A 21,616-nucleotide genomic window follows, 5' to 3' on the forward strand; every position below is an offset into this window, starting at 1 on the left:
CGCGCCAGTCGCGCCCGGCCAGCGGCGCCGCCAGTCCCAGCGCCGCGCCGGCCAGCGCCGTGGCGCCGCGCCAGATCAACGGGTCGCGGCCTCGGCAGCCTCGCGGATGGCGCGGATGTTCCCGCCATAGACGCCGGGATCGGCGACCGAGCCGCCGCGGAACACCGCCGAGCCCGCCACCAGCACATCCGCCCCCGCCCCGGCGACCAGCGGCGCGGTGTCCGGATCGACGCCGCCATCGACCTGGATATGCACCGGCCGGTCGCCGATCATCGCCCGCAGCCGGGCGATCTTGTCGAGCTGCGAGTGAATGAATTTCTGCCCGCCGAAGCCGGGGTTCACCGTCATCACCAGCACCATGTCGCACAGGTCCAGCAGGTATTCCACCGCCTCGGCCGGGGTGCCCGGGTTCAGCGAGATCCCGGCCTTCTTGCCGGTGGCGCGGATCGCCTGCAGGGTGCGATGCGGATGCGGCCCGGCCTCGACATGGGCGGTGATCATGTCGGCGCCGGCCTCGGCATAGGCCTCGATATAGGGATCGACCGGCGCGATCATCAGATGCACGTCCATGAAGGTGGTCACATGCGGCCGAAAGGCCTTCACGGCGGGCGGGCCAAAGGTCAGGTTGGGCACGAAATGCCCATCCATCACGTCGACATGCACCCAGTCGGCGCCCTGGGCCTCGATGGCGCGGATCTCCTGGCCGAAATTGGCGAAATCCGCCGACAGGATGGACGGGGCGATCTTGATGCGGCGGTCGAAGGTCATGGCTGGCTCCCTGCACATACCCGATCCGGTTACCGCCCCGGCCCGCGGCGCGTCAACCGGCATGAAAGTGGCATCTTTCCGTTTTCCAAATACCCCGCGGGGGCCCGGGGGCGCGAAGCCCCCGGCTTCCCCCCTTGGGCTTTCCGCCGCAGGGCCTATATTGGGACCAAGGCGCCAGGCCGCCAGCGGCCCCGCGCATCCGCATTCCGAAGGACTTGCAATGACCGAAACGAAGGATCTTTCCTGGGACGACAGCGTGCTGCCCTTCCAGCTGGAACGCTCGGGCATGCGCGGCCGCGTCGCGCGCCTGGGACCGGTGCTGGAGCATATCCTGTCGCGCCACGACTACCCGGTCGCGGTCAGCGCCATGGTGGCCGAGCTGACCATCCTGACCGCGCTGATCGGCCAGACCATCAAGCTGCGCTGGAAACTGTCGCTGCAGGTGCGGGGCAACGGCGCCATCCGCACCATCGCCACCGACTATTACGCCCCCGAGACCGAGGGCGGCCCCGCCCGCATGCGCGCCTGGGCCAGCTTCGATCCGGACCGGCTGCACGAGGGCGTCCCCGGCTTCGACCAGCTCGGCCAGGGCTATTTCGCGGTGCTGATCGACCAGGGCGAGGGCACGACGCCCTATCAGGGCCTGACGCCGCTGGCCGGCGGCTCGCTCGCCACCTGCGCGCAGACCTATTTCGAGCAGTCCGAGCAGCTTCCGACCCGGTTCGAGCTGACGGTCGGCCGCTCGCGCATGCCCGGCCAGGCGCGGGAACACTGGCGCGCCGGCGGCATCATGCTGCAGACCCTACCCGCCGCCAGCCATGCCGCCCCCGAAGGCGAGGCGCTGCAATCCGCCGATATCCTGCAGGGCGCCCAGTCCGAGGACTGGACCCGCGGCACCATGCTGATGGCGACGGTCGAGGCGATGGAGATGGTCGATCCGGCCCTGCCGCTGCCGAACCTGGTCTTCCGCCTGTTCCACGAGGAGGAGCCCACCGCCTTCGCCACGCAACCGCTGGTCTTCGGCTGTTCCTGCAATGCCGACCGGGTGCGGGGCACGCTGTCGATCTATTCGGCCAAGGACATCTCCCACATGACCAACGAGGACGGCATCGTCACCGCCGATTGCCAGTTCTGCGGCGCGCATTACGAATTCGACCCGCAAAGCCTGGGCTTCGAGGCGACCGTGGATGCCGAGGGCAATCCCCTGCCGCAAGCCGGGGTCGGGGAAAGCCGGGCCGCGCTTTGATGGCGGGCATCCGATGACCGGGGTCCGCGAGACATTGATGCGGGCCCTGTCGGGATCGACGGGGCCCTCGTCCGATTTCGACTTCGGCGGCGCCCCCGTGCCGGGCGAGGTCGCGCTGCGCCCCGCCGGGGTGCTGGCCGCCTTCGATGCCGCGGACGGCCGGCTGCTGCTGACCAAGCGCGCCTCGAGCCTGCGCCACCATCCCGGCCAGATCGCCCTGCCCGGCGGCAAGGTCGATCCCGGCGATGCCGACGAGACCGCCGCCGCCCTGCGCGAGGCGCATGAGGAGGTGGGCCTCGATCCCGCCCGCGTCGAGGTCCTGGGCACTATGCCGCCGCATCGCACCGTGACCGGCTTTGCCATGACCCCGGTGCTGGCGCTGATCCACGGCCCCTTCACCCCGATCCCCGAGGCCGGCGAGGTCGAGGAGGTCTTCACCGTCCCCTTCGCCCATGTCGCCGATCCGGCCAACTACCACATCGAGGGCCGGATCTGGCGCGGCGCCCGGCGGGACTATTATGTCGCCCCCTATGGGCCCTATTATATCTGGGGCGCCACCGCCCGCGTCCTGCATTCACTCGCCACCCGGATTTCAACCAGGCTTTCCGCATGACCCGCCTGACCGCGCCCTTCCTCGACGATCCCGCCCTGGCGCGGGTGCTGGCCGCGCTTTCGGCCGAAGGCGCGCAGGCGCTGGTCGTCGGCGGCGCGGTCCGGAACGCGCTTCTGGGCGAGCCGGTGGCGGATGTGGACGTCTCGACCTCGGCCCGGCCCGACGACACCGTGCGGCTGGCCGAGACGGCCGGCCTGCGCACCGTGCCGACCGGCATCGAGCACGGCACCGTCACCGTGATCGCCGAGGGCCGCGGTTTCGAGGTCACCAGCTTCCGCCGCGACGTCGAGACCGACGGCCGCCGGGCCGTCGTCGCCTATTCCGACCGGATCGAGGACGACGCGCAGCGCCGCGACTTCACCATGAACGCGCTTTACGCCACCGCCTCGGGCGAGGTGCTGGACCCGGTGGGCGGCCTGCCCGACCTGGCCGCGCGCCGGCTGCGCTTCGTCGGCGACCCGCGCGCCCGCATCGCCGAGGACTATCTGCGCATCCTGCGCTTCTTCCGCTTCCTGGCCTGGTATGGGCGCGAGGCCGACCTGCAGGCGCTGGCCGCCTGCCGCGAGCTGCGCCAGGGCCTCGCCGGCATTTCCAGGGAACGCATCGGCCACGAGATGCGCAAGCTTTTGGATGCGCCCGACCCCTCGCGCGCCCTGGCGCTGATGGCCGAGGCGGGGGTGCTGCCGCTGGTCCTGCCCGGCGCCGATCCCGGCGACCTGCCAGAACTGGTCGAGGCCGAGCATGAATTCGGCACCGGCGCCCTGCCCCGCTGGCCGCGCCGCCTGGCGCTGCTGGCGGCCCCGAACGCCGCCGAGGCCCTGCGGCTGTCACGGGACGAGGCCCGCAGCCAGGACCAGATCGCCGCGGCGCTGGCGCTGCATCCGCCGGTCGCCGCCTGGCGCTACGGCCGCGCCGTCGCCGCGCAATCGGTGCTGATCCGCGCCGCCCGCGGCGAGGCGCCGCCCTTCGGCTGGTGCCATGAACTGGCCCGCGGCGCCGAGGCGAAATTCCCGCTGGCCGCCCGCGACCTGATGCCCGCGCTTTCCGGCCCAGCCCTGGGCGAGGCGCTGAAACGCGCCGAATCGGCATGGATCGAAAGCAATTTCACCCTGCCGCGCGAGGCGCTGCGCCGGATCGCGCTGCGACAGGAGGCCAAGGCCTGATGCACGATGTCTTCGCCCGCATGATCGACGCCTTCCGCCCGGCCGAGGGCCCGCCGCCGCGCAGCCTGCTGGCCTTCTTCCGCTGGTGCCTGTCCGGAGCCTGGCCGGGGCTGACCATCGCCGCGGTGGCCTCGGCGCTCAGCGGCATCGCGGATATCGTCTCGGCGGTGCTGCTGGGCTGGGTGGTCGATGCCGTCGTGACCACCACGCCCGCGACCCTGGTCGCCGACAAGGGCGGGCTGATCCTGGGCTTCGTGCTGTTCTTCCTGGTGGTGCGGCCGGCGATCTTCGGCCTGTCCACCGCCTCTTCCAGCGTCATCATCGGGCCGAACCTGTTCCCGCTGGTGCTGTCGCGGCTTCACCGCTGGACCATGGGCCATGCGGTGACTTTCTTCGACAACGACTTCGCCGGCCGCATCGCCCAGAAGCAGACCCAGACCGCCCGGGCAGTGACCGACGTGGCGACGGAATTCGTCAACGTGGTGGCCTTCGCGCTGGCCTCGATCATCGGCTCGGCCGCCTTTCTGGTCTCGGTGGACGGCTGGGGCGCGGTGGCGATGCTGGCCTGGCTGATGGCCTATGTCCTGCTGATCCGCTTCTTCCTGCCGCGCATCCGCACCCGCTCGGCCAGCCGGGCCTCGGCGCGGGCCATGGTGACGGGGCAGGTGGTGGACACGATCACCAACATCAAGACCGTGAAGCTTTTCGCCCATGCCGAGCACGAGGACCGCGCCGCGCTTGGCGCCATGGCCGGCTTTCGCGAGCGCGCGCTGGATTTCGGCCGGGTCAGCACCTGGTTCCGCTTTTCGCTGATGTTCGTCGCCGGCGCGCTGCCGGTGGTGCTGATCGGCGGCACGCTGATGCTGTGGCGCGAGGGGCTGGCGACGGCCGGCGACATCGCCGCCGCCGGCGCGATCTCGATGCGGCTGGCGCAGATGACCGGCTGGGTCAGCATGGCGCTGATGGGCGTCTGGGGCAGCATCGGCGAGGTCGAGGACGGCATGAAGACCCTGTCGCCGCCGCATGCCCTGACCGACGCCCCCGATGCGGTCGCGCTTGACCGCGTGGCGGGGCGCATCGACTTCGACCATGTCGATTTCGCCTATGGCCGCGATCAGGGGGGCATCCGCGACCTCGACCTGCATATCGCCCCGGGCGAGAAGCTGGGCGTGGTCGGGGCCTCGGGCGCGGGCAAGTCCACCATGGTCTCGCTGCTGCTGCGGCTTTACGACGTGGAACGCGGCGCGGTGCGGGTGGACGGCCATGACGTGCGCGCGGTGACCCAGGAAAGCCTGCGCCGCAACATCGCCATGGTCACGCAGGAAACCGCGATGTTCAACCGCTCAGCGCGCGACAACATCCTTTACGGCCGCCCCGACGCGACCGAGGAGGAGATCGTCGCGGCGGCCCGCGCGGCCGAGGCGCATGACTTCATCCTGACCCTGCAGGACCACATGGGCCGCAAGGGCTACGACGCCCATCTGGGCGAGCGCGGCGTCAAGCTGTCCGGCGGGCAGCGCCAGCGCATCGCGCTGGCCCGCGCGCTGCTGAAGGACGCGCCGATCCTGGTCCTGGACGAGGCGACCAGCGCGCTCGACAGCGAGGTCGAGGCGCAGGTGCAGGAGGCGCTGCACCGCGCCATGCAGGGCAAGACCGTTCTGGCCATCGCGCACCGGCTTTCGACCATCGCCGAGCTGGACCGCATCGTGGTGCTGGAATCCGGCCGCATCGTCGAGCAGGGCAGCCATGCCGAGCTGCTGGCGCTGGACGGCACCTATGCCCGCTACTGGAACCGGCAATCCGGCGGCTTCCTGGGCACCGACGAGGACGAGGAAACCACCGAGGCCGCCGAGTGATCTGGACCGTCGAGCGGCTGGGCCGCAAGGGCGATGGCGTGGCGGTCGGGGCCGGGGGCCGCGCGCTGGCGGCGCTGACCCTGCCCGGCGAGGTGATCGAGGGCGAGGCCGAGGACGGCCGCATCGCCGGCCCGCGCATCGTGACGCCTGCGCCCGAGCGGGTGCGCCCGCCCTGCCCGCATTACCGCGTCTGCGGCGGCTGCGCGCTGATGCACGGCTCCGAGGCTTTCGTGAAGGCCTGGAAGGTCGGCGTCGTGACCGAAGCGCTGCGCGCGCAGGGGCTTTCCGCGCCGATCGCCGGCGTGCATGTCTCGCCGCCGCGCTCGCGCCGGCGGGCGGTGCTGTCGGGGCGGCGGACGAAGAAGGGCGCGCTGCTGGGCTTTCACGCCCGCGCCTCGGAGGTGATCGTGGACATCGCCGATTGCCACGTGCTGCGGCCCGCCATCCAGTCGGCACTGCCGCTGCTGCGGCGACTGGTCGTCGCCGGCGCCTCGCGCGCGGGCGAGCTGTCGCTGACCGTGATCGACACGCCGGCGGGACTGGACGTGGCGGTGACCGGCGGCAAGCCGATGGAACCGGCGCTGTTCCAGGCCCTGTCGGCACTGGCCGATGAGGGCGACCTGGCGCGGCTGAGCTGGGACGGGGACAGCATCACCCGCCGCCCGCCGGCGCTGCCGATGGGACGGGCGCAGGTCGTTCCGCCGCCGGGCGGCTTCCTGCAGGCCACCGCCGAGGGCGAGGCGGCGCTGCTGGCCGCCCTGCGCGACATGCTGCGCGGCGCCGGCCGGGTGCTGGACCTGTTCGCCGGCTGCGGCACCTTCACCCTGCCCCTGGCCGAGACGGCCGAGCTTCATGCCGTCGAGGGGCTGGCCGCGCCGCTGCAGGCGCTGGACGCGGCCGCCCGCCGCAGCCCCGGCCTGCACCGAATCACGACCGAGATTCGCGACCTTGCCCGACGGCCGCTCATGCCCGACGAGCTGGCCTATGACGCGATCGTGATCGACCCGCCGCGCGCCGGGGCCGAGGCGCAGGCCCGGGAAATCGCCCGCTCGGCCGTGGACAGGCTGGCCTGGGTCAGCTGCGATCCGGTCACTTTTGCAAGGGATGCGCGGATTCTCGCCGATGGCGGGCTGGTGCTGGCGCGGCTCTTCGTGGTCGACCAGTTCCGCTGGTCGCCGCATGTCGAGACCGTGGCGGAATTTCGCCGAAACTAGCGAAATTTTAACGCCTGTGGTATTTCATGGGAAAACCAAGCGCATAGCGCATCCAGAGGGCAGTGATGATTCGGGCAATTCGCGCATTGATCGCGGTTGTCGCAGTTGCCATCGTGGCAAGCTGCGGCGGCGACAGCACCCAACCCAGCAAGACCTACCAGGGGCCGCCCATCACGCAGGTCGTGGTGAAAAAGGGCGAGCGCAAGATGTATCTCGTCAGCGGCCGGGAAGTCATCAAGAGCTATGACATCAAGCTCGGCAACCAGCCGGTGGGCCGCAAGCAGTTCGAGGGCGACGGCCGCACGCCCGAGGGCATGTATTTCATCGACCGTTTCAACCCGCGCAGCCGCTATCACCTGTCGGTCGGCATTTCCTATCCGTCCGCGCAGGACGTGGCCCAGGCGGCAGCCATGGGGCTGCGGCCGGGCGGCGACATCTTCATCCACGGCCTTGGCCCCGAAGGGCGGCAACTGATCCGCCAGCGCAGCGACTGGACCGCCGGCTGCATCGCCGTCACCGACGAGGAGATCGAGGAGATCTTCACCATGTTGCGCCCGGGGGTGCCGATCTTCCTCTATCCCTAGGCGCCGCCGGCGGCGACAGCCGAAAGGGCCCCCCGCGCATCGTCGCGGGGCTTTTGATCGCCCCAAAGGGCTGCGGGCCGGCCGCCTGCCCGTCCCCCATCCTTTGCCATGCCATGACGGCTCAGGCCGGATCGCGCCTCAGCCCGGCAAGGCCAGCCTGTCCAGCGCCGCGGCGTGAAGCTCGGGCGAGGCGCTGGCCAGGATGGCGCCGCTCGACCGCAGCGTCAGCGGTCGTCCTTGCCAGTCGGAGATGACGCCGCCCGCCTCCTGCACGACCGGGCACAGGGCGCAGATGTCACAGGCGTCCAGGTCGTCGCCGTTCAGGCAAAGATCCACCAGCCCGCGCGCCAGCGCGCCATAGGCAGCCGCGCCGCCGTCGAACACCCTGGCCCGCCCGGCCGTCCGCAGCCGGCGGTATCCGGCTGCGCTGTCGGGCGCGGTGAAGCTGTCGGGATTGGCCAGGCTGACCACGGCCTCGTCCAGCGCCCGCCGGCCGCTGCTGCGGACCAGGCGGGTGCCGAAGCGCGTGCCCCGGCCCTCGGCCGCCACATAGCGGGCACCCGGCGCCGGCAGGTCGATGAATCCCAGGACCGGGACTCCGTCGCGGCAGACCCCGATCAGCGAGGCGAAGTTCAGCAATCCCGCCGCGAACTGGCGGGTGCCGTCGATCGGATCCAGCACCCAGGTCCAGGCGCTGCTGCCGGGGTCGACGCCGTATTCCTCGCCCAGGATGCCGTGCGAGGGAAACTGCCGCCGGATGGACTCGCGCCACATCGCCTCGATGGAGAGGTCGGCCTCGGTCAGCGACGAGCCGTCTGGCTTGTAGCCGACCGCGAGCGCGCCGCGCCAGGCCCGGGCAGAGATGTCCGCCGCCGCCTCGGCCAGGGCCCGCGCCGCGGCCAGGATGCGGTCGATCTCGTTCATGCCGGCAAGATTGGGCAGCACGGCCCGCGACCGGGGCGCGGGCTGCGGATGCAAGGCGGAAAGGCGCGGCCCGGTCGCAGCCGCGCCATCCGGTCAGATCCCGGCGCCGGGGGCGGCAAAGCCGCCGGCCATGGTCGTGGGCATGGTGGCCACGCCGCCGGTGATCAGCACCCACCAGATCTTGCCCGAGGGCTCCTGATACCAGCCGATGCCCAGCTCGGTCGCGCGCGGGTCCATGATCACGTCGCGGGTGTCGCGGGTCTGCATCCAGGCGTTCAGCGTTGCGATCTCGTTCTCGTAGGTCTCGGAGATGTTCTCGCCGATCAGGTGGCCCATGTAGCCGTTGCGGCGGATGCGATCCAGCGGCGAGGAGCCGTCCGAGCCGAAATGCCAGGCCCGGTTCTGCGCCGCCATGTCGCGGGCATGGGCCTTGGCGGCCGTGTCCAGCATCGGGTTCTGCACCATGGGGGGCGCGGCGACATTGGCGCGCAGCGCATTGATCTGGCCCAGGATGCGGCCGGGGATCTGCGCCTCCTCCCGCGGGGTGATCTTGTAGGCGACCGGCAGCGGCTGGCCGTCGGGGCCGAGTTGCGGCTGCTGCGGCTGCTGGCAGGCGGCAAGCGCCAGCACCGAAACAAGCGCCAGGGTAGAGAGTTTCAGCATCATATCCTGTCCCGAAAGGAAATTTTGCGCCAGCCATACAAAAGCCGGCCCCTGCCTTCAAACCCAAGATTGCGTGAGGGCCACAGGCTGCGACTCTGTTGCGACAATGACGCTTGTTTGAATTGCATGGCCGGGGACCGGGGCGTAAATCCGCAGCAGAACGCCATTCTTCGCAAATTCGGGCAGAGAAGGCCGCCTCGAGCGGTCCGAGCACATATCAGGAGCGACACATGATCACGCCGAAAAATCCGGTCTCGCGCCGGAAATTTCTGACCGCCTCGGTGGCGATGGGCGCGGCGGCGGGGCTGGCGGCCCCGGCCCTGGCCCAGGCCATCGACCCCTATACCGGCCAGCCGCTGCAGGGCACCGCCGGCGGCGCCACGCCGGATGCGGGCATGGTGCAATACGACGCGACGCAGGATTCGCGGCGCAACATCTCCAGCTTCCGCATGCAGGACTGGCAGCCCTATTTCAGCACCCTGACCAATGGCGCGATCCTGGTCGACCTGACCTCGCGCGCGCTGCATTTCTGGTCCGAGGACCAGACGGTCTACAAGCTGTTCCCGACCTCGGTCCCGGTCAGCCCCGACCTGACCCGCACCGGCCGCACCGAGATCATCAAGAAGGTCAAGGGCCCCAGCTGGGCGCCCACCCCCGAGATGAAGAAGCGCAACCCGGAATGGCCGGATTTCGTGCCGCCGGGCCCGGACAACCCGCTGGGCACCCATGCGCTGTGGCTGAGCTGGCAATATTACCGCATCCACGGCACGCATGACACGCGCAAGATCGGCCGCAAGTCCTCGAACGGCTGCATCGGCCTTTACAACGAGCATATCAAGCAGCTCTACGACCTGACCAAGATCGGCACCCAGGTGCTGCTGATCTGACCCGCAGGCAGCGCAGAAAGGGGCCGGCAGGCCCCTTTGTCATGGCGAGGCGCTTTGCGGCCGGCATCGGCCCCGGCCCGTGGTCAACCCGGCATCGGCGGGTGTCACCGCCGCTCAGCCGGACGTGCCGACCATCGCCCGGCCCGCCGGCCGCACCAGACCGATGCGCCGGAGCCTTTCGGCCGCCGGGCGTTTTTCGAGGCCCGGTTGTCGTCGGCTGCGGCTCTGGACTAACCTCGCCGCCGGGAAGCCGGAAAACAGGAACGGGCAGATGAAATCCAGGGCATGGTTCGCAGCTTGCGCCGTCGCCGCCTTCTTCGGTCAGGCCGCTGCGGCGCAGGAGACGACCTTCTTCCGCATCGGCACCGGCGGCACCGCCGGCACCTATTACCCGATCGGCGGGTTGATCGCCGCCGCCATCTCCAGCCCGCCCGGCTCGCGCGGCTGCGAGGATGGCGGCCCCTGCGGGGTGCCGGGGCTGGTGGCGACAGCGGTGGCCTCGACCGGCTCGGTCGGCAATGTCAGCGCCATCGACGGCGGCACCATCGAGGCGGGCCTGAGCCAGTCCGACATCGCCTATTGGGCGCAGACCGGCACCGGCCTCTGGGAAGGCCGGCCGGCGGTCGGAAAGCTGCGGCTGATCGCCAACCTCTATCCCGAAAGCATCCATCTGGTCGCGCGGGCCGATGCGGGCATCGCCTCGGTCGCCGATCTTCGCGGCAAGCGGGTGTCGCTGGACGAGCCGGGCTCGGGCACGCTGGTCGATGCCCGGATCATCCTCGACGCCTTCGGCCTGTCCGAGGCGGATGTGCAGCCGGAATATCTCCGGCTCGACCAGGCGGCCGCGCGGATGCGCGAGGGCGGGCTCGACGCCTTCTTCTTCGTCGGCGGCTATCCGGCCGGCGCCATCGCCGAGCTGGCCAGCCAGCACCCGGTGGCGCTGGTGCCGATCGCCGGCCCCGAGGTGGAGCGGCTGCGCAGCACCTACAGCTTCTTCGCCGACGACAGCGTGCCGGCCGGCACCTATGAGGGGCAGGCGACCGATGTCGCCACCCTCTCGGTCGGGGCGCAGCTGGTGACCGGCGCCGACCAGCCCGAGGCGCTGATCCATGACATCACCCGGGCGCTTTACGACCGGAACAACCAGAGGCTGTTCACCGCCGGCCATGCCAAGGGCAGCATGATCACGCTGGAAAACGCGACCCGGGGCGCCGGAATCCCCTTCCACCCGGGCGCCGAGCGTTTCTACAGGGAAGCCGACATGCTCGAATGAGCGCCGCGGCCGGCCGACGAGGAGGCGCCGCCGCGCGGTCCGGCGCCTTGGCCGTCGCCCGGTTCCCGAGTCCCTGTTCCCGACACCGGCCGCCCGTCAGACCCAGCCGGCCAGGTTCTCGGCGATCACCGCCGCCAGCATGTCGATATGCGCCGGCTCGGCGTTCAGGCAGGGGATATAGGTGAATTCCTTGCCGCCCGCCGCCTCGAAGGCGTGGCGGATCTCGCCCTGGATCTCCTCGAGCGTCTCGATGCAATCGGCCGAGAAGGCGGGCGAGATCACCGCGATCTCGGTGATGCCCTGCCGCGCCAGTTCGGCCACATGCTCGACGGTATAGGGGCGCAGCCATTCCTCGGTGCCGAAGACCGACTGGAAGCTGGTGTCGATCACGCCTTCGTCCCAGCCCAGCCGCTCGCGCAGCAGGCGCGAGGTCTTCTGGCATTGGCAATGATAGGGGTCGCCCTCTTGCAGGTAGCGTTTCGGCATGCCGTGATAGCTGGCGACCAGCTTGCGGGGCTGGCGGCCGCCCAGGGCGCGCTCGACCGAAGCCGCCAGCGCGTCGATATAGTCCGGCCGGTCGAAATAGGGCGGCACGGTGCGCGCGGCCGGCTGCCGCCTCTCGGCGATCAGCGCGCGGAAGAACTGGTCGTTCGCCGTCGCCGTCGTCGCCCCGGCATATTGCGGATAAAGCGGAAAGAACAGGATGCGGTCGCAGCCGGCCTTGACCATGCGCTCGACCACGTCGGGGGTCGAGGGATTGCCGTAGCGCATGCAGAAATCCACCATGACCCGGTCGCCCCATAGCGCCGAGGCCCGCTCGCGCAGCGCCGCCACCTGTTCCCTGGTGATGGTCATCAGCGGGCTTTCATTCGCCTCGTTGTTCCAGATGGTCTTGTAGTTCGCCCCCGAGGTGAAGGGCCGCTTGGTCAGGATGACGGTCTGCAGCAGCGGCTGCCATTTCCAGGCCGGATAGTCGATCACCCGCTTGTCCGACAGGAACTCGGACAGGTAGCGCCGCATCGACCAGTAATCGGTCGCGTCGGGCGTGCCCAGATTGGCGATCAGCACCCCGATCTTGCGGGCGGGGAGCGCAGGGTGGCTGGCGGGGGCGTGCTCGGCAAGGGTCATTCGGGCTTTCTCGTGCGGGCCAGGGCCTCGGCCAGCGGTATCCTGGCCGAGCCCGGGCGAAGCGGTTTCTGCTGGCTGGCATCGGGCGCCCAGCCGGTCAGGAAGACCAGCTCGAAGGTCGCCCGGATGCGCGTGCCATCCTGGGGGTCGGGGTGATCCTCGGCATAAAGCGCGGCGGCGCGCAACAGGACATCGCGTCGCGTCGGGCGGCGCAGCCGGCCGGCCAGGGCATTGCCCTCGCCCATGGCGCGCAGGTCGCGGGCCAGGTGGAACAGGCTGCGATAGCTGGCGACCTGGGTGATCTGGTCGGCGACCGGCAGCGCCAGCCCGGCGCGCGGCAGAAGGCCGCCCAGGTCGCGGATCTCGCCCATGGGCAAGACGCGGGGCGACAGGCCGCCGGCGATCTCGGCCTCGGCGCGGGTCAGCACATCGCGCAATTCGTGCAGGCTGCGCCCGCCGGGACAGGCGGCGATCAGCAGGCCGTCGGGGCGCAGCGCGCGGGCGGCCTGCGCAAGCTGGCCGACCGGGTCCTCGGCCCAGTGCAGCGCCATGGCGTGGACCACCAGATCATGCGCGCCGGGTTGCAGGTCCAGCTGGGGCGCGTCGGCGACGATCCTGGCGCCGGGCATGGCCTCGCGCCAGAACTCCGGCAGGCCGGTCACCACGGCGACGTCGCTAAACCTTCTGTTAACCTCGGTCAGCCTATCCTCGATCTCGTCGGCGACGATTCGATGCAGGAAATCCGCCGGCCCAAGGTGCAGGGCGCGGCGGCGGTTCCGTTCGAGCGCGCCGCGGTCGGTAAGGCTGGGAACGGGAGTGGAACGGTCGGGCATCATGGGGGCAGAACATAGGGGGCTTCGCGGCCTGATGAAAGGCGCATTGCGGCTGGTCTACCCGCCGCAATGCCTGTGCTGCAGCGCCCCGGTGGCCGAGGAGGGTGGGCTGTGCACCGCCTGCTGGCGCGAAGCGGAATTCATCCAGGGCACCTGCTGCGGGCGCTGCGGTGTGCCGCTGCCCGGCGGCGGGCCGGGGGACGAGGCCGACGAGGCGGCGGGCCTGCTGGTCTGCGACGACTGCCTGCGCATCCAGCGGCCCTGGCTGCGCGGCCGCGCGGCGCTGGCCTATCGCGGCACCGGGCGCAAGCTGGCGCTGATGCTGAAACACGGCGACCGGCTGGACCTGGCGCCCGCCCTGGGCGACTGGGTGGCGCAGGCGGCGCTGCCATTACTGCGGCCGGAGATGGTGGTGGTGCCGGTGCCGGTGCATCTGCGCCGGCTGCTGAGGCGGAAATACAACCAGGCCGAGATGCTGGCCCGGCGCGTGGCGCGCGCGCATGGGCTGGCGCATCTGCCGGGCGGGCTGCGGCGGCTGCGGCACACGCCGATGCAGGACCATGGCAGCGTCGGGGACCGTTTCGCCAATGTCGCGGGCGCCATCGCCGTGCCGGCGCGCATGGCGCCGCGACTGCAGGGCCGCGCGGTGCTGCTGGTCGATGACGTGATGGCCTCGGGGGCGACCATGGCCGCGGCGGCCGAGGCGCTGCGGGCCGCCGGGGCCGGGCCGATCTCGGTCGTGGTTCTGGCGCGGGCGGTCAAGGATGCATAGATAGGGGCCGAACCACGCATATCGGAACGCGCTTATGGCCAAGGTCGAGATCTATACCACCCCCACCTGCCCCTATTGCATCGCCGCCAAGTCGCTGCTGCGCAAGAAGGGCGTCGCCTATGAGGAAACCGATGTCAGCCGCGATCCGCAGCTGCGCGGCGCCATGACCCAGCGCGCCGGCGGCCGGCGGACGGTGCCGCAGATCTTCATCGACGGCCGCCATGTCGGCGGCAGCGACGACCTGCACGCGCTGGACTATCAGGGCAAGCTCGACGGGCTCTTGGGCCTGACGGCATGAGCCAGGCGCTGACGGCGGCGCTGGTGCAGCTCAGCGTCTCGGACGATCCGGCGCGCAACCTGCCGGTCACGCGGGCACTGGTGCGCGAGGCGGCGGCGGGCGGCGCGGAATGGGTGCTGACGCCCGAGGCCACGAACCTGCTGGGCGCCAGCCGCGCCTTGCAGGAGCGCCTCCTGCATGTCGAGTCCGAGGATCCGACCCTGGCCGCCCTGCGCGAGGATGCGCGCGACCTGGGGATCTGGCTGCTGATCGGCTCGCTGTCGCTGAAGACCGGCGATCCGGCCGAGGCGCGCCTTGCCAATCGCAGCTTCCTGATCGCACCGGACGGCAGCATCCGCGCGCGCTACGACAAGCTGCACATGTTCGACGTGACGGTGTCCGAGAGCGAATCCTATCGCGAATCGGCGGCCTTCCGCCCCGGCGACCGCGCCGTGCTGGCCGAGGGGCCGCTGCGCGTCGGCATGACGATCTGCTACGACCTGCGTTTTCCGCAGCTCTACCGGGCGCTGGCCAAGGCCGGGGCACAGGTGCTGACCGTGCCCGCCGCCTTCAACGACACCACCGGCGCCGCGCATTGGGAGGTGCTGTTGCGCGCCCGCGCCATCGAGACCGGCTGCTTCGTGCTGGCCCCGGCGCAATGCGGCAGCCATGCCACGCATTTCGACCCCGGCCGCCGGGTCCGCCGCAGCCATGGCCATTCCCTGGCCGTCGGTCCCTGGGGCGAGGTGCTGGCCGATGGCGGCAGCGAGCCCGGCGTCAGCTTCGTCACGCTTGACCCCGGGGCCATCCCTGGGGCACGGTCCCGCATCCCATCGCTCACGCATGACCGAGACTTCAGCGGCCCATGATCGACAAGACCCACGACAGCCCGGCAGGGCATGCCGACATATCGGCCGATGCCCTTGCGGCCAGCCTGTTTTCCGAGGTGTTCATCGCCGACCAGTTGGCGCGCGACCTGATCGGCAAGGCGCTGCCCAAGGGCATGCAGATCTCGCATTTCTCGGTGCTGAACCTGCTGGCGCATCTGAATGTCGAGCGCACGCCCGCCGAGCTGGCCGAGGCCTTCCATGTCACCCGGGGGGCGATGACCAACACGCTGTCGCGGCTGGAATGGGCCGGGCATATCCATATCCGCCCGGACTGGGACGACGCGCGGCGCAAGTTCGTGGCGATCAGCCCGGCCGGCCGGGCGGCACGGGACGCGGCGCTGGCGGCCTTCATGCCGCGAATCGCCGACGTGGTGCGCGATGTCGGCGCCGACCGGGTGCGCGCGGCGCTGCCGGTGCTGCGCATGCTGCGCAAGCGGCTGGAAGAGACGTTGCGTCACGAATCGCGCGGCGGGCGCTGAGGGCAGCGGTCGCACGGGCATTCGGGACAGGGTGAAAGCCGGCTGCGGCCGCGCCCGGCCGCGCCGTGGCGGTCGGGTATTTGCGGAACGAAGAAGCTCAGGCGTCGCGCAAGGCGGTCATCGCGTAATTGACCGACAGGTCACGATGCGACAGCGACCAGCTCCAGCCCAGCGGGTTGAAGACCATGCCGCAGCGGTCGACGACGCGCAGCCCCGCCGCCTCGGTCATCCGCGCCAGCTCGTCCGGGGTGATGAAGCGGCGCCAGTCATGCGTCCCCCTGGGCAGCCAGCGCATCACCCATTCCGCCCCGACGATGGCGGCGGCGAAGCTGCGCGCCGTGCGGTTCAGGGTGGACTGGATCAGCATGCCGCCCGGCGCCAGCAGGTCGCGGCAGGTGGCGATGAACTGTGCCGGGTCGGCGACATGCTCGACGATCTCAAGGGCCATGACCACGTCAAAGCGGCGCCCCTCGGCCGCCAGCGCCTCGGCCGTGGTGGCGCGGTAGTCGATGGCGAGGTCCTGTTCCGCGGCATGCAGGTCGGCGATGGCGATATTGCCCTCGGCCGCGTCGGCGCCGGTCACAGTGGCACCCAGCCGGGCCATCGGCTCGGCCATCAGCCCGCCGCCGCAGCCGATGTCGAGCAGCGTCAGCCCCTCGAAGGGTCGGGGCGCCGCGAGGTCGCGGCCGAACTGCGCCGCGATCTGGGTCGTGACATAGTCCAGTCGCGTCGGGTTCAGCATGTGCAGCGGCTTGAACTTGCCGTTCGGGTCCCACCATTCCCGCGCCATGGCCTGGAACTTGGCGACCTCGGCCGGGTCGATGCTGCTGGGGGCCGGGCTGGCGGGGGCTGGTCTTTCGGTCATCTGGCCGTCCTTCATGTGGCGGGCGCGCGCGAGGCGCTATATAGTGGTGCCATGGACAGATTGGCAGGGCAAATCGGCGGCACGGCGTCGCATGGCAGGCTGCACCCGATGGTCGAGCCCTTCGACCGCCGGATGATCGAGGTCGGCGACGGCCACATGCTGCATGTCGAACAGAGCGGCAATCCGGACGGCGTGCCGGTGATCGTCCTGCATGGCGGGCCCGGCGGCGGGTGCAGCCCCTTCATGCGACGCTTCTTCGACCCGGCGCATTACCGGGCGGTGCTGTTCGACCAGCGCGGCTGCGGCCGCTCGCAGCCCCATGCCGCGGTGGCGGCCAACACCACCCGGCACCTGATCGCCGATATCGAGGTGATCCGCCGCGAGCTGGGGATCGGGCGCGCCATCCTGTTCGGCGGCAGCTGGGGCGCCACCCTGGCGCTGGCCTATGCCCAGGCGCATCCCGACCCGGTGGTGGCGCTGGTGCTGCGCGGGGTGTTTCTGGGCCGGCGGGCCGAGCTGGACTGGTTCTATGGCGGCGGGGTCGCCCGCTTCTTCCCGGACCGCTGGGCCGAGTTCCAGGCCCCGATCCCCGAGGCCGAGCGCGGCGACATGATCGCCGCCTATCATCGGCGGCTGTTCAGCGGCGACCGCGGACAGGAGATCCGCTTCGCCCTGCCCTGGCTGGTCTGGGAAAACGCCCTGGCCGGGCTGGAGATCAGCGGGCCGGGCCATGCGCCGCCCGACTACGCCCGGACCTTCGCCCGGCTGGAGAATCACTATTTCGCCCATGACTGCTTCCTGGCCGAGGGCCAGCTGCTGCACGACCGCCACCGCATCGAGCACATCCCGGCGGTGATCGTGCAAGGCCGCTACGACATGGTCTGCCCGCCCGCGACCGCCTGGGAGCTTGCCGAGGGCTGGACCAAGGCCGACCTGCGGCTGGTCCCCGCCTCGGGCCACGCGCTGAGCGAGCCGCGAATCGCCGCCGAGCTGGTGCGGGTGATGGACGCTTTCCGGGATGCGGCGCGATAGGGCGCGCCGCCTGTTCCAACGGGGTGCGGCGTGACGACGTTCCTGTTCTTCCTGATCGCTTGCGGCGCGGCGGCCGCGGCCGGCCTGATCTTCCAGCCCGGTGGCTGGTATGACGGGCTGCGCAAGCCGGATTTCACCCCGCCGCGCTGGGCGTTTCCGGTGGCCTGGACCACGCTTTATCTGCTGCTGGCCTGGGTGGGCGCGCGGCTGGCCGGCCTGCCGGGTGCGGGGCCCGCGCTGGCGCTGTGGGCGGCGCAGATCGCGCTGAATACCCTGTGGACGCCGGTGTTCTTCGGCGCGCGCCGGCCGGGCGCGGCGATGGCGGTGCTGGCGATCCTGTGGCTGGTGGTCGCGACGCTGCTGGTCGCGGCCTTCCGGCTGGACCTGCTGGCCGGCGTGCTTCTGCTGCCCTATCTGGCCTGGCTGACCCTGGCCGGGGCACTGAATTTCCGCATCTGGCGGGACAATCCGGCGCCGCAATGAGGCCCCCGCCGGTTTTCCTTGCAATCCCCCGCGCCGCGCCCTATATGCGGCTCGACAGCGGCGCAGGCGTCCACACCCTGCCCACCGGGAAGACGCACGGGCCGCCTCGGCCCGTTTTTCGTATTTGGGGTATCACCAATGACCGACCTCATCGCCAAGACCGCCATCGACCGGCGCCTGGCCGAGATCATCACCCCGGTCATCGAGGATCTGGGTTTCGAGCTGGTGCGCATCCGCCTGCAGGGCGGCAAGACCGCCACGCTGCAGATCATGGCCGACCGGCCCGAAGGCGGCATCAATGTCGACGACTGCGCCGATATCTCGACCGCCGTCAGCGCCATCCTCGATGTCGAGGATCCGCTGGAGGACGCCTATCACCTCGAGGTCTCCAGCCCCGGCATCGACCGGCCGCTGACCCGGCTGAAGGACTTCGCCACCTTCGAGGGCTACGAGGCGCGGCTGGAAACCAACCAGCCCATCGACGGCCGCAAACGCTTCAAGGGCGTTCTGGCCGGGGTCGAGAAGGGCGAGGGCGGCGACGAGGTGCTGCTCAACATCGAGGAGGGCGGCGAGGTCCAGACCATCGGGCTGAACTTCGACTGGCTCTCGGATGCCAAGCTGGTGCTGACCGACGAGCTGATCGCCGAGATGCTGCGGCAAAAGAAGGATGCGGGCGTGCAGATCGACCATCTGGACGAAGCCGCTTTTGACGAGATCGAAACGGAATCCGGCGACAACGCCGGTGCGAAGGAGTGAGGAATGGCCATCACCTCTGCCAACCAGCTTGAGCTTCTGCAGACCGCCGAGGCGGTCGCGCGCGAGAAGATGATCGACCCCGACCTGGTGATCGAGGCGATGGAGGACAGCCTGGCCCGCGCGGCGAAATCGCGCTACGGCTCGGAAATGGACATCCGCGTCCATATCGACCGCAAGACCGGCAACGCCACCTTCACCCGCGCCCGCACCGTGGTCGAGGACGACGCGGTCGAGAACTACCAGGCGCAATTCACCGCCGAGCAGGCCCGCGCCTATTTCGAGCCCTCGAAGGACGGCCGCGCCCATTGGCTGCGCGACGGCCAGGTGCTGACCGATTTCTCGGGCAAGCCGCAGCCGGGCGACGTGTTCCAGGAACAGGTGCCGCCGGTCGATCTGGGCCGCATCGCCGCGCAATCGGCCAAGCAGGTGATCCTGCAGAGGGTCCGCGAGGCCGAGCGCGACCGCCAATACGAGGAATTCAAGGACCGCGTCGGCACCATCATCAACGGCGTCGTCAAGCGCGAGGAATACGGCAACATCATCGTCGATGTCGGCCGGGGCGAGGCCATCCTGCGCCGCAACGAGAAGATCGGCCGCGAGAGCTATCGCCCGAACGACCGCATCCGCGCCTATGTCAAGGACGTGCGCCGCGAGGCGCGCGGCCCGCAGATCTTCCTGTCGCGCACCGATCCGCAGTTCATGGCCGAGCTGTTCAAGATGGAAGTGCCGGAAATCTATGACGGCGTGATCGAGATCAAGGCCTGCGCCCGCGACCCGGGCTCGCGTGCCAAGATCGCGGTGATCTCCTATGACAACTCGATCGACCCGGTCGGCGCCTGCGTCGGCATGCGCGGCTCGCGCGTGCAGGCCGTGGTGGGCGAGCTTCAGGGCGAAAAGATCGACATCATCCCCTGGTCCGAGGACCAGGCGACCTTCCTGGTGAACGCGCTGCAGCCGGCCGAGGTGGCGAAGGTCGTCTTCGACGAGGACGCGACCCGCATCGAGGTGGTGGTGCCGGACGAGCAGCTGTCGCTGGCCATCGGCCGCCGCGGCCAGAACGTGCGGCTGGCCAGCCAGCTGACCGGGCTCGACATCGACATCCTCACCGAGGAGGAGGAGTCGAAGCGCCGCCAGGCCGAGTTCAACGCCCGCACCAAGCTGTTCATGGACACGCTGGACCTGGACGAGTTCTTCGCCCAGCTGCTGGTGGCCGAGGGCTTCACCAACCTGGAAGAGGTGGCCTACGTCGACCTGGACGAGCTTCTGTCCATCGAGGGCGTGGACGAAGGCACCGCCGAGGAGCTGCAGACCCGCGCCCGCGAGCATCTGGAAGCCGCCAACAAGGCGGCGCTGGAAAATGCCCGCGCCCTGGGCGCCGAGGACAGCCTGATCGAGTTCGAGGGCCTGACCCCGCAGATGGTCGAGGCACTGGCCAAGGACGGCGTCAAGACGCTGGAGGATTTCGCCACCTGCGCCGACTGGGAACTGGCCGGCGGCTGGACCACGCAGGACGGCCAGCGCGTCAAGGACGACGGCATCCTGGAGCCCTTCGACGTGTCGCTGGAAGAGGCGCAGAACCTGGTGATGACCGCCCGGGTCATGTTGGGCTGGGTCGATCCGGCCGAGCTCGAATCGGCCGAGGAGGCCGAGGGCGAGAGCGACGAACAGGAGGCCGGGGTGTAACGCCCCGGGAGCCGGATGACACGCGGGGGCCGTATCAAGGACCGCGAGACGCCCGAACGGCGCTGCATCGTCACGGGCGAGGTCCAGCCGAAGGCCGGACTGATCCGCTTTGTCGCGGGCCCCGATGGCGAGGTGGTGCCGGACCTGGCCGAGAAGCTGCCCGGACGCGGCTTCTGGGTGGTGGCCGACCGGCAGGCGCTGGACAAGGCTGCTGCCAAGGGCTTGTTTTCACGAGGCGCCAAGGCGCGGGTGACCGCCCCGCCCGAACTTCTGGCGCTGATCGAATCCGGGCTGGCGCGGCGGGTGACGGATACGCTGTCGCTGGCGCGCAAGGCCGGGCTGGCGGTCGCCGGATTCGAGAAGGTCAAGGACTGGCTGGCCGCCGGCAAGGCCAAGGTGCTGCTGCAGGCCAGCGACGGATCGGAACGCGGCAAGGGCAAGCTCTGGACCCCGCCCGGGGGCCGGTGGTTCGGCTGCATGACCGCATCAGAATTGGGTTTGTCCTTTGGGCGCGATCATGTCATACACAGCGCGCTTGCGCCGGGGGGCCTGACCGACAAATTGATCAGGGACGCGAGCAGACTGACGGGTCTGCGCGAGCATGACGGTGGCAATGCGGCCGCCGGGAAGGAATGAAGATCGGATGAGCGATACTGACGGAAAGAAACCCCTGGGTCTTGGTGGCGGCCGCTCGGGCCATGTGAAGCAAAGCTTCAGCCACGGCCGGACCCATAACGTGGTCGTCGAGACCAAGCGCAAGCGCGTGGTCGTGCCCGGCAAGACCGGCGCGGCAGCGGGCGGCGGGCGCTCGGGCTCGCCTTCGGCCGTGTCGGGCGACCCGTCGAAGCGTCCCGCCGGCATCTCGGATGCCGAGATGGAGCGGCGCATGGCCGCCCTGCGCGCCGCCAAGGCCCGCGAGGTCGAGGAAGCCGCGCAGCGCATCGCCGAGGAAAAGGCCCGCGAGGAAGAACGCGAGCGCCGCCGCCTCGAGCTGGAAGCCAAGGAGCGCGAGGAGCGCGAGCGCGAGGAAGCCCTGCGGCTGAAGGCCGAGGAGGACGAGCGCCGCGCCCGCGAAGCCGAGCTGCGCGAGAAGAAGAAGGCCGAGATCGCCAAGCCCAAGACGGAAGCGCGCCCGGCCACCCCGGCCGACCGCGCCGCCGCCGAGGCCGCCGCCGTGCGCGCCGAGACCAAGGGCGTCAGCGCCGCCGGCCCGCGCAAGACCGACCG

At 70.4% G+C, this 21,616-nt stretch carries 24 protein-coding genes; 18 read left to right on the top strand and 6 right to left on the bottom strand.

Annotation, left to right across the window (positions count from 1 at the left end; all coding sequences use genetic code 11):
- Positions 1 to 75 precede the first annotated feature (75 nt).
- Positions 76 to 768, bottom strand: a complete 693-nt coding sequence (gene rpe, locus I9P22_RS16270) for a ribulose-phosphate 3-epimerase (protein ID WP_199260557.1) — start codon at positions 766 to 768, stop codon at positions 76 to 78.
- 220 nt (positions 769 to 988) lie between these two features.
- Between rpe and hslO the strand changes: the two genes are divergently transcribed.
- The 6 genes from hslO (at position 989) to I9P22_RS16300 (ending at position 7,444) form a co-directional block, all read left to right on the top strand.
- The gene (gene hslO, locus I9P22_RS16275) at positions 989 to 2,014 is read left to right on the top strand and encodes an Hsp33 family molecular chaperone HslO (RefSeq protein ID WP_199260558.1); all 1,026 of its coding nucleotides are present in this window, start codon (positions 989 to 991) and stop codon (positions 2,012 to 2,014) included.
- Between the two features lie 13 nt (positions 2,015 to 2,027).
- On the top strand, positions 2,028 to 2,627 hold the full coding sequence (locus I9P22_RS16280; protein ID WP_199260559.1) for a CoA pyrophosphatase: 600 nt from the start codon (positions 2,028 to 2,030) through the stop codon (positions 2,625 to 2,627).
- Complete coding sequence (locus I9P22_RS16285) at positions 2,624 to 3,790, top strand: CCA tRNA nucleotidyltransferase (RefSeq protein WP_199260560.1); 1,167 nt, start codon at positions 2,624 to 2,626, stop codon at positions 3,788 to 3,790. Before I9P22_RS16280 ends, I9P22_RS16285 begins: the two co-directional genes overlap by 4 nt.
- Positions 3,790 to 5,646: an ABC transporter ATP-binding protein gene (locus I9P22_RS16290; RefSeq protein ID WP_199260561.1), complete on the top strand. Its 1,857-nt coding sequence runs from the start codon at positions 3,790 to 3,792 to the stop codon at positions 5,644 to 5,646. Before I9P22_RS16285 ends, I9P22_RS16290 begins: the two co-directional genes overlap by 1 nt.
- Entirely contained in the window at positions 5,643 to 6,860 is a 1,218-nt protein-coding gene (locus I9P22_RS16295) for a class I SAM-dependent RNA methyltransferase (protein WP_199260562.1), read from the top strand. The genes I9P22_RS16290 and I9P22_RS16295 overlap by 4 nt, the downstream gene beginning before the upstream one ends.
- A 65-nt stretch (positions 6,861 to 6,925) precedes the next feature.
- Entirely contained in the window at positions 6,926 to 7,444 is a 519-nt protein-coding gene (locus tag I9P22_RS16300; RefSeq protein WP_199260563.1) for a L,D-transpeptidase family protein, read from the top strand.
- Positions 7,445 to 7,582: 138 nt separating this feature from the next.
- Here the strand turns inward: I9P22_RS16300 and I9P22_RS16305 are convergent, their stop codons facing one another.
- A complete protein-coding gene (locus tag I9P22_RS16305) occupies positions 7,583 to 8,389 on the bottom strand; it encodes an inositol monophosphatase family protein (RefSeq protein WP_199260564.1) in 807 nt (268 codons plus the stop codon).
- Positions 8,390 to 8,461: 72 nt separating this feature from the next.
- The gene (gene dalA / locus I9P22_RS16310; protein WP_199260565.1) at positions 8,462 to 9,031 is read right to left on the bottom strand and encodes a divisome-associated lipoprotein DalA; all 570 of its coding nucleotides are present in this window, start codon (positions 9,029 to 9,031) and stop codon (positions 8,462 to 8,464) included.
- A 230-nt stretch (positions 9,032 to 9,261) separates the two neighbouring features.
- Here dalA and I9P22_RS16315 point away from each other — a divergent pair, with 230 nt between their 5' ends.
- Together I9P22_RS16315 and I9P22_RS16320 are read left to right on the top strand one after the other, a co-directional pair.
- On the top strand, positions 9,262 to 9,918 hold the full coding sequence (locus I9P22_RS16315; protein ID WP_199260566.1) for a L,D-transpeptidase: 657 nt from the start codon (positions 9,262 to 9,264) through the stop codon (positions 9,916 to 9,918).
- A gap of 271 nt (positions 9,919 to 10,189) precedes the next feature.
- On the top strand, positions 10,190 to 11,191 hold the full coding sequence (locus I9P22_RS16320; protein WP_199260567.1) for a TAXI family TRAP transporter solute-binding subunit: 1,002 nt from the start codon (positions 10,190 to 10,192) through the stop codon (positions 11,189 to 11,191).
- A gap of 96 nt (positions 11,192 to 11,287) precedes the next feature.
- On the opposite strand, the gene hemH is transcribed toward I9P22_RS16320, so the two are convergent.
- Entirely contained in the window at positions 11,288 to 12,319 is a 1,032-nt protein-coding gene (hemH, locus tag I9P22_RS16325; RefSeq protein WP_199260568.1) for a ferrochelatase, read from the bottom strand.
- Complete coding sequence (locus I9P22_RS16330; protein WP_199260569.1) at positions 12,316 to 13,155, bottom strand: methyltransferase domain-containing protein; 840 nt, start codon at positions 13,153 to 13,155, stop codon at positions 12,316 to 12,318. Before I9P22_RS16330 ends, hemH begins: the two co-directional genes overlap by 4 nt.
- A gap of 31 nt (positions 13,156 to 13,186) precedes the next feature.
- Here I9P22_RS16330 and I9P22_RS16335 point away from each other — a divergent pair, with 31 nt between their 5' ends.
- Genes I9P22_RS16335 through I9P22_RS16350 form a run of 4 tightly spaced genes read left to right on the top strand, consistent with a single transcriptional unit; the run spans position 13,187 to position 15,570 of the window.
- Entirely contained in the window at positions 13,187 to 13,924 is a 738-nt protein-coding gene (locus tag I9P22_RS16335; protein ID WP_199260570.1) for a double zinc ribbon domain-containing protein, read from the top strand.
- Between the two features lie 34 nt (positions 13,925 to 13,958).
- On the top strand, positions 13,959 to 14,222 hold the full coding sequence (grxC, locus tag I9P22_RS16340; RefSeq protein WP_028713954.1) for a glutaredoxin 3: 264 nt from the start codon (positions 13,959 to 13,961) through the stop codon (positions 14,220 to 14,222).
- Positions 14,219 to 15,070 (top strand): carbon-nitrogen hydrolase family protein, encoded by an 852-nt coding sequence (locus tag I9P22_RS16345; RefSeq protein ID WP_199260571.1) that lies wholly within the window; start codon positions 14,219 to 14,221, stop codon positions 15,068 to 15,070. The genes grxC and I9P22_RS16345 overlap by 4 nt, the downstream gene beginning before the upstream one ends.
- Positions 15,067 to 15,570, top strand: a complete 504-nt coding sequence (locus I9P22_RS16350; protein WP_199260572.1) for a MarR family winged helix-turn-helix transcriptional regulator — start codon at positions 15,067 to 15,069, stop codon at positions 15,568 to 15,570. The genes I9P22_RS16345 and I9P22_RS16350 overlap by 4 nt, the downstream gene beginning before the upstream one ends.
- A 97-nt stretch (positions 15,571 to 15,667) precedes the next feature.
- Here the strand turns inward: I9P22_RS16350 and ubiG are convergent, their stop codons facing one another.
- On the bottom strand, positions 15,668 to 16,435 hold the full coding sequence (gene ubiG / locus I9P22_RS16355; RefSeq protein ID WP_199260573.1) for a bifunctional 2-polyprenyl-6-hydroxyphenol methylase/3-demethylubiquinol 3-O-methyltransferase UbiG: 768 nt from the start codon (positions 16,433 to 16,435) through the stop codon (positions 15,668 to 15,670).
- 51 nt (positions 16,436 to 16,486) lie between these two features.
- On the opposite strand from ubiG, the gene pip reads away from it, so the two are divergent.
- The 6 genes from pip to I9P22_RS16385 all read left to right on the top strand — a co-directional run.
- On the top strand, positions 16,487 to 17,467 hold the full coding sequence (gene pip / locus I9P22_RS16360) for a prolyl aminopeptidase (protein WP_199260574.1): 981 nt from the start codon (positions 16,487 to 16,489) through the stop codon (positions 17,465 to 17,467).
- Between the two features lie 30 nt (positions 17,468 to 17,497).
- Positions 17,498 to 17,950 carry a tryptophan-rich sensory protein TspO gene (tspO, locus tag I9P22_RS16365; protein ID WP_199260575.1) on the top strand — a complete coding sequence of 151 codons (453 nt, stop codon included), beginning with the start codon at positions 17,498 to 17,500 and terminating at the stop codon, positions 17,948 to 17,950.
- A 138-nt stretch (positions 17,951 to 18,088) separates the two neighbouring features.
- Positions 18,089 to 18,706, top strand: a complete 618-nt coding sequence (rimP, locus tag I9P22_RS16370; RefSeq protein WP_199260576.1) for a ribosome maturation factor RimP — start codon at positions 18,089 to 18,091, stop codon at positions 18,704 to 18,706.
- Positions 18,707 to 18,709: 3 nt separating this feature from the next.
- Entirely contained in the window at positions 18,710 to 20,389 is a 1,680-nt protein-coding gene (gene nusA, locus I9P22_RS16375) for a transcription termination factor NusA (RefSeq protein WP_199260577.1), read from the top strand.
- A 15-nt stretch (positions 20,390 to 20,404) separates the two neighbouring features.
- On the top strand, positions 20,405 to 21,025 hold the full coding sequence (locus I9P22_RS16380) for an RNA-binding protein (protein WP_199260578.1): 621 nt from the start codon (positions 20,405 to 20,407) through the stop codon (positions 21,023 to 21,025).
- Positions 21,026 to 21,032: 7 nt separating this feature from the next.
- On the top strand, positions 21,033 to 21,616 hold a 584-nt coding region (locus I9P22_RS16385), incomplete at its 3' end, for a translation initiation factor IF-2 associated domain-containing protein (RefSeq protein WP_233253439.1).

The organism is Paracoccus binzhouensis, assembly GCF_016446475.1.
In the GTDB taxonomy this organism is placed as follows: domain Bacteria; phylum Pseudomonadota; class Alphaproteobacteria; order Rhodobacterales; family Rhodobacteraceae; genus Paracoccus; species Paracoccus binzhouensis.

What these genes read in the sequence shown, in the direction of transcription:
- rpe (WP_199260557.1), bottom strand. Translation starts at nt 768, where the DNA reads ATGACCTTCGACCGCCGCATCAAGATCGCCCCGTCCATCCTGTCGGCG.
- hslO (WP_199260558.1), top strand. Translation starts at nt 989, where the DNA reads ATGACCGAAACGAAGGATCTTTCCTGGGACGACAGCGTGCTGCCCTTC.
- I9P22_RS16280 (WP_199260559.1), top strand. Translation starts at nt 2,028, where the DNA reads ATGACCGGGGTCCGCGAGACATTGATGCGGGCCCTGTCGGGATCGACG.
- I9P22_RS16285 (WP_199260560.1), top strand. Translation starts at nt 2,624, where the DNA reads ATGACCCGCCTGACCGCGCCCTTCCTCGACGATCCCGCCCTGGCGCGG.
- I9P22_RS16290 (WP_199260561.1), top strand. Translation starts at nt 3,790, where the DNA reads ATGCACGATGTCTTCGCCCGCATGATCGACGCCTTCCGCCCGGCCGAG.
- I9P22_RS16300 (WP_199260563.1), top strand. Translation starts at nt 6,926, where the DNA reads ATGATTCGGGCAATTCGCGCATTGATCGCGGTTGTCGCAGTTGCCATC.
- dalA (WP_199260565.1), bottom strand. Translation starts at nt 9,031, where the DNA reads ATGCTGAAACTCTCTACCCTGGCGCTTGTTTCGGTGCTGGCGCTTGCC.
- I9P22_RS16315 (WP_199260566.1), top strand. Translation starts at nt 9,262, where the DNA reads ATGATCACGCCGAAAAATCCGGTCTCGCGCCGGAAATTTCTGACCGCC.
- I9P22_RS16320 (WP_199260567.1), top strand. Translation starts at nt 10,190, where the DNA reads ATGAAATCCAGGGCATGGTTCGCAGCTTGCGCCGTCGCCGCCTTCTTC.
- hemH (WP_199260568.1), bottom strand. Translation starts at nt 12,319, where the DNA reads ATGACCCTTGCCGAGCACGCCCCCGCCAGCCACCCTGCGCTCCCCGCC.
- I9P22_RS16330 (WP_199260569.1), bottom strand. Translation starts at nt 13,155, where the DNA reads ATGATGCCCGACCGTTCCACTCCCGTTCCCAGCCTTACCGACCGCGGC.
- I9P22_RS16335 (WP_199260570.1), top strand. Translation starts at nt 13,187, where the DNA reads ATGAAAGGCGCATTGCGGCTGGTCTACCCGCCGCAATGCCTGTGCTGC.
- grxC (WP_028713954.1), top strand. Translation starts at nt 13,959, where the DNA reads ATGGCCAAGGTCGAGATCTATACCACCCCCACCTGCCCCTATTGCATC.
- I9P22_RS16345 (WP_199260571.1), top strand. Translation starts at nt 14,219, where the DNA reads ATGAGCCAGGCGCTGACGGCGGCGCTGGTGCAGCTCAGCGTCTCGGAC.
- I9P22_RS16350 (WP_199260572.1), top strand. Translation starts at nt 15,067, where the DNA reads ATGATCGACAAGACCCACGACAGCCCGGCAGGGCATGCCGACATATCG.
- ubiG (WP_199260573.1), bottom strand. Translation starts at nt 16,435, where the DNA reads ATGACCGAAAGACCAGCCCCCGCCAGCCCGGCCCCCAGCAGCATCGAC.
- pip (WP_199260574.1), top strand. Translation starts at nt 16,487, where the DNA reads ATGGACAGATTGGCAGGGCAAATCGGCGGCACGGCGTCGCATGGCAGG.
- rimP (WP_199260576.1), top strand. Translation starts at nt 18,089, where the DNA reads ATGACCGACCTCATCGCCAAGACCGCCATCGACCGGCGCCTGGCCGAG.
- nusA (WP_199260577.1), top strand. Translation starts at nt 18,710, where the DNA reads ATGGCCATCACCTCTGCCAACCAGCTTGAGCTTCTGCAGACCGCCGAG.
- I9P22_RS16380 (WP_199260578.1), top strand. Translation starts at nt 20,405, where the DNA reads ATGACACGCGGGGGCCGTATCAAGGACCGCGAGACGCCCGAACGGCGC.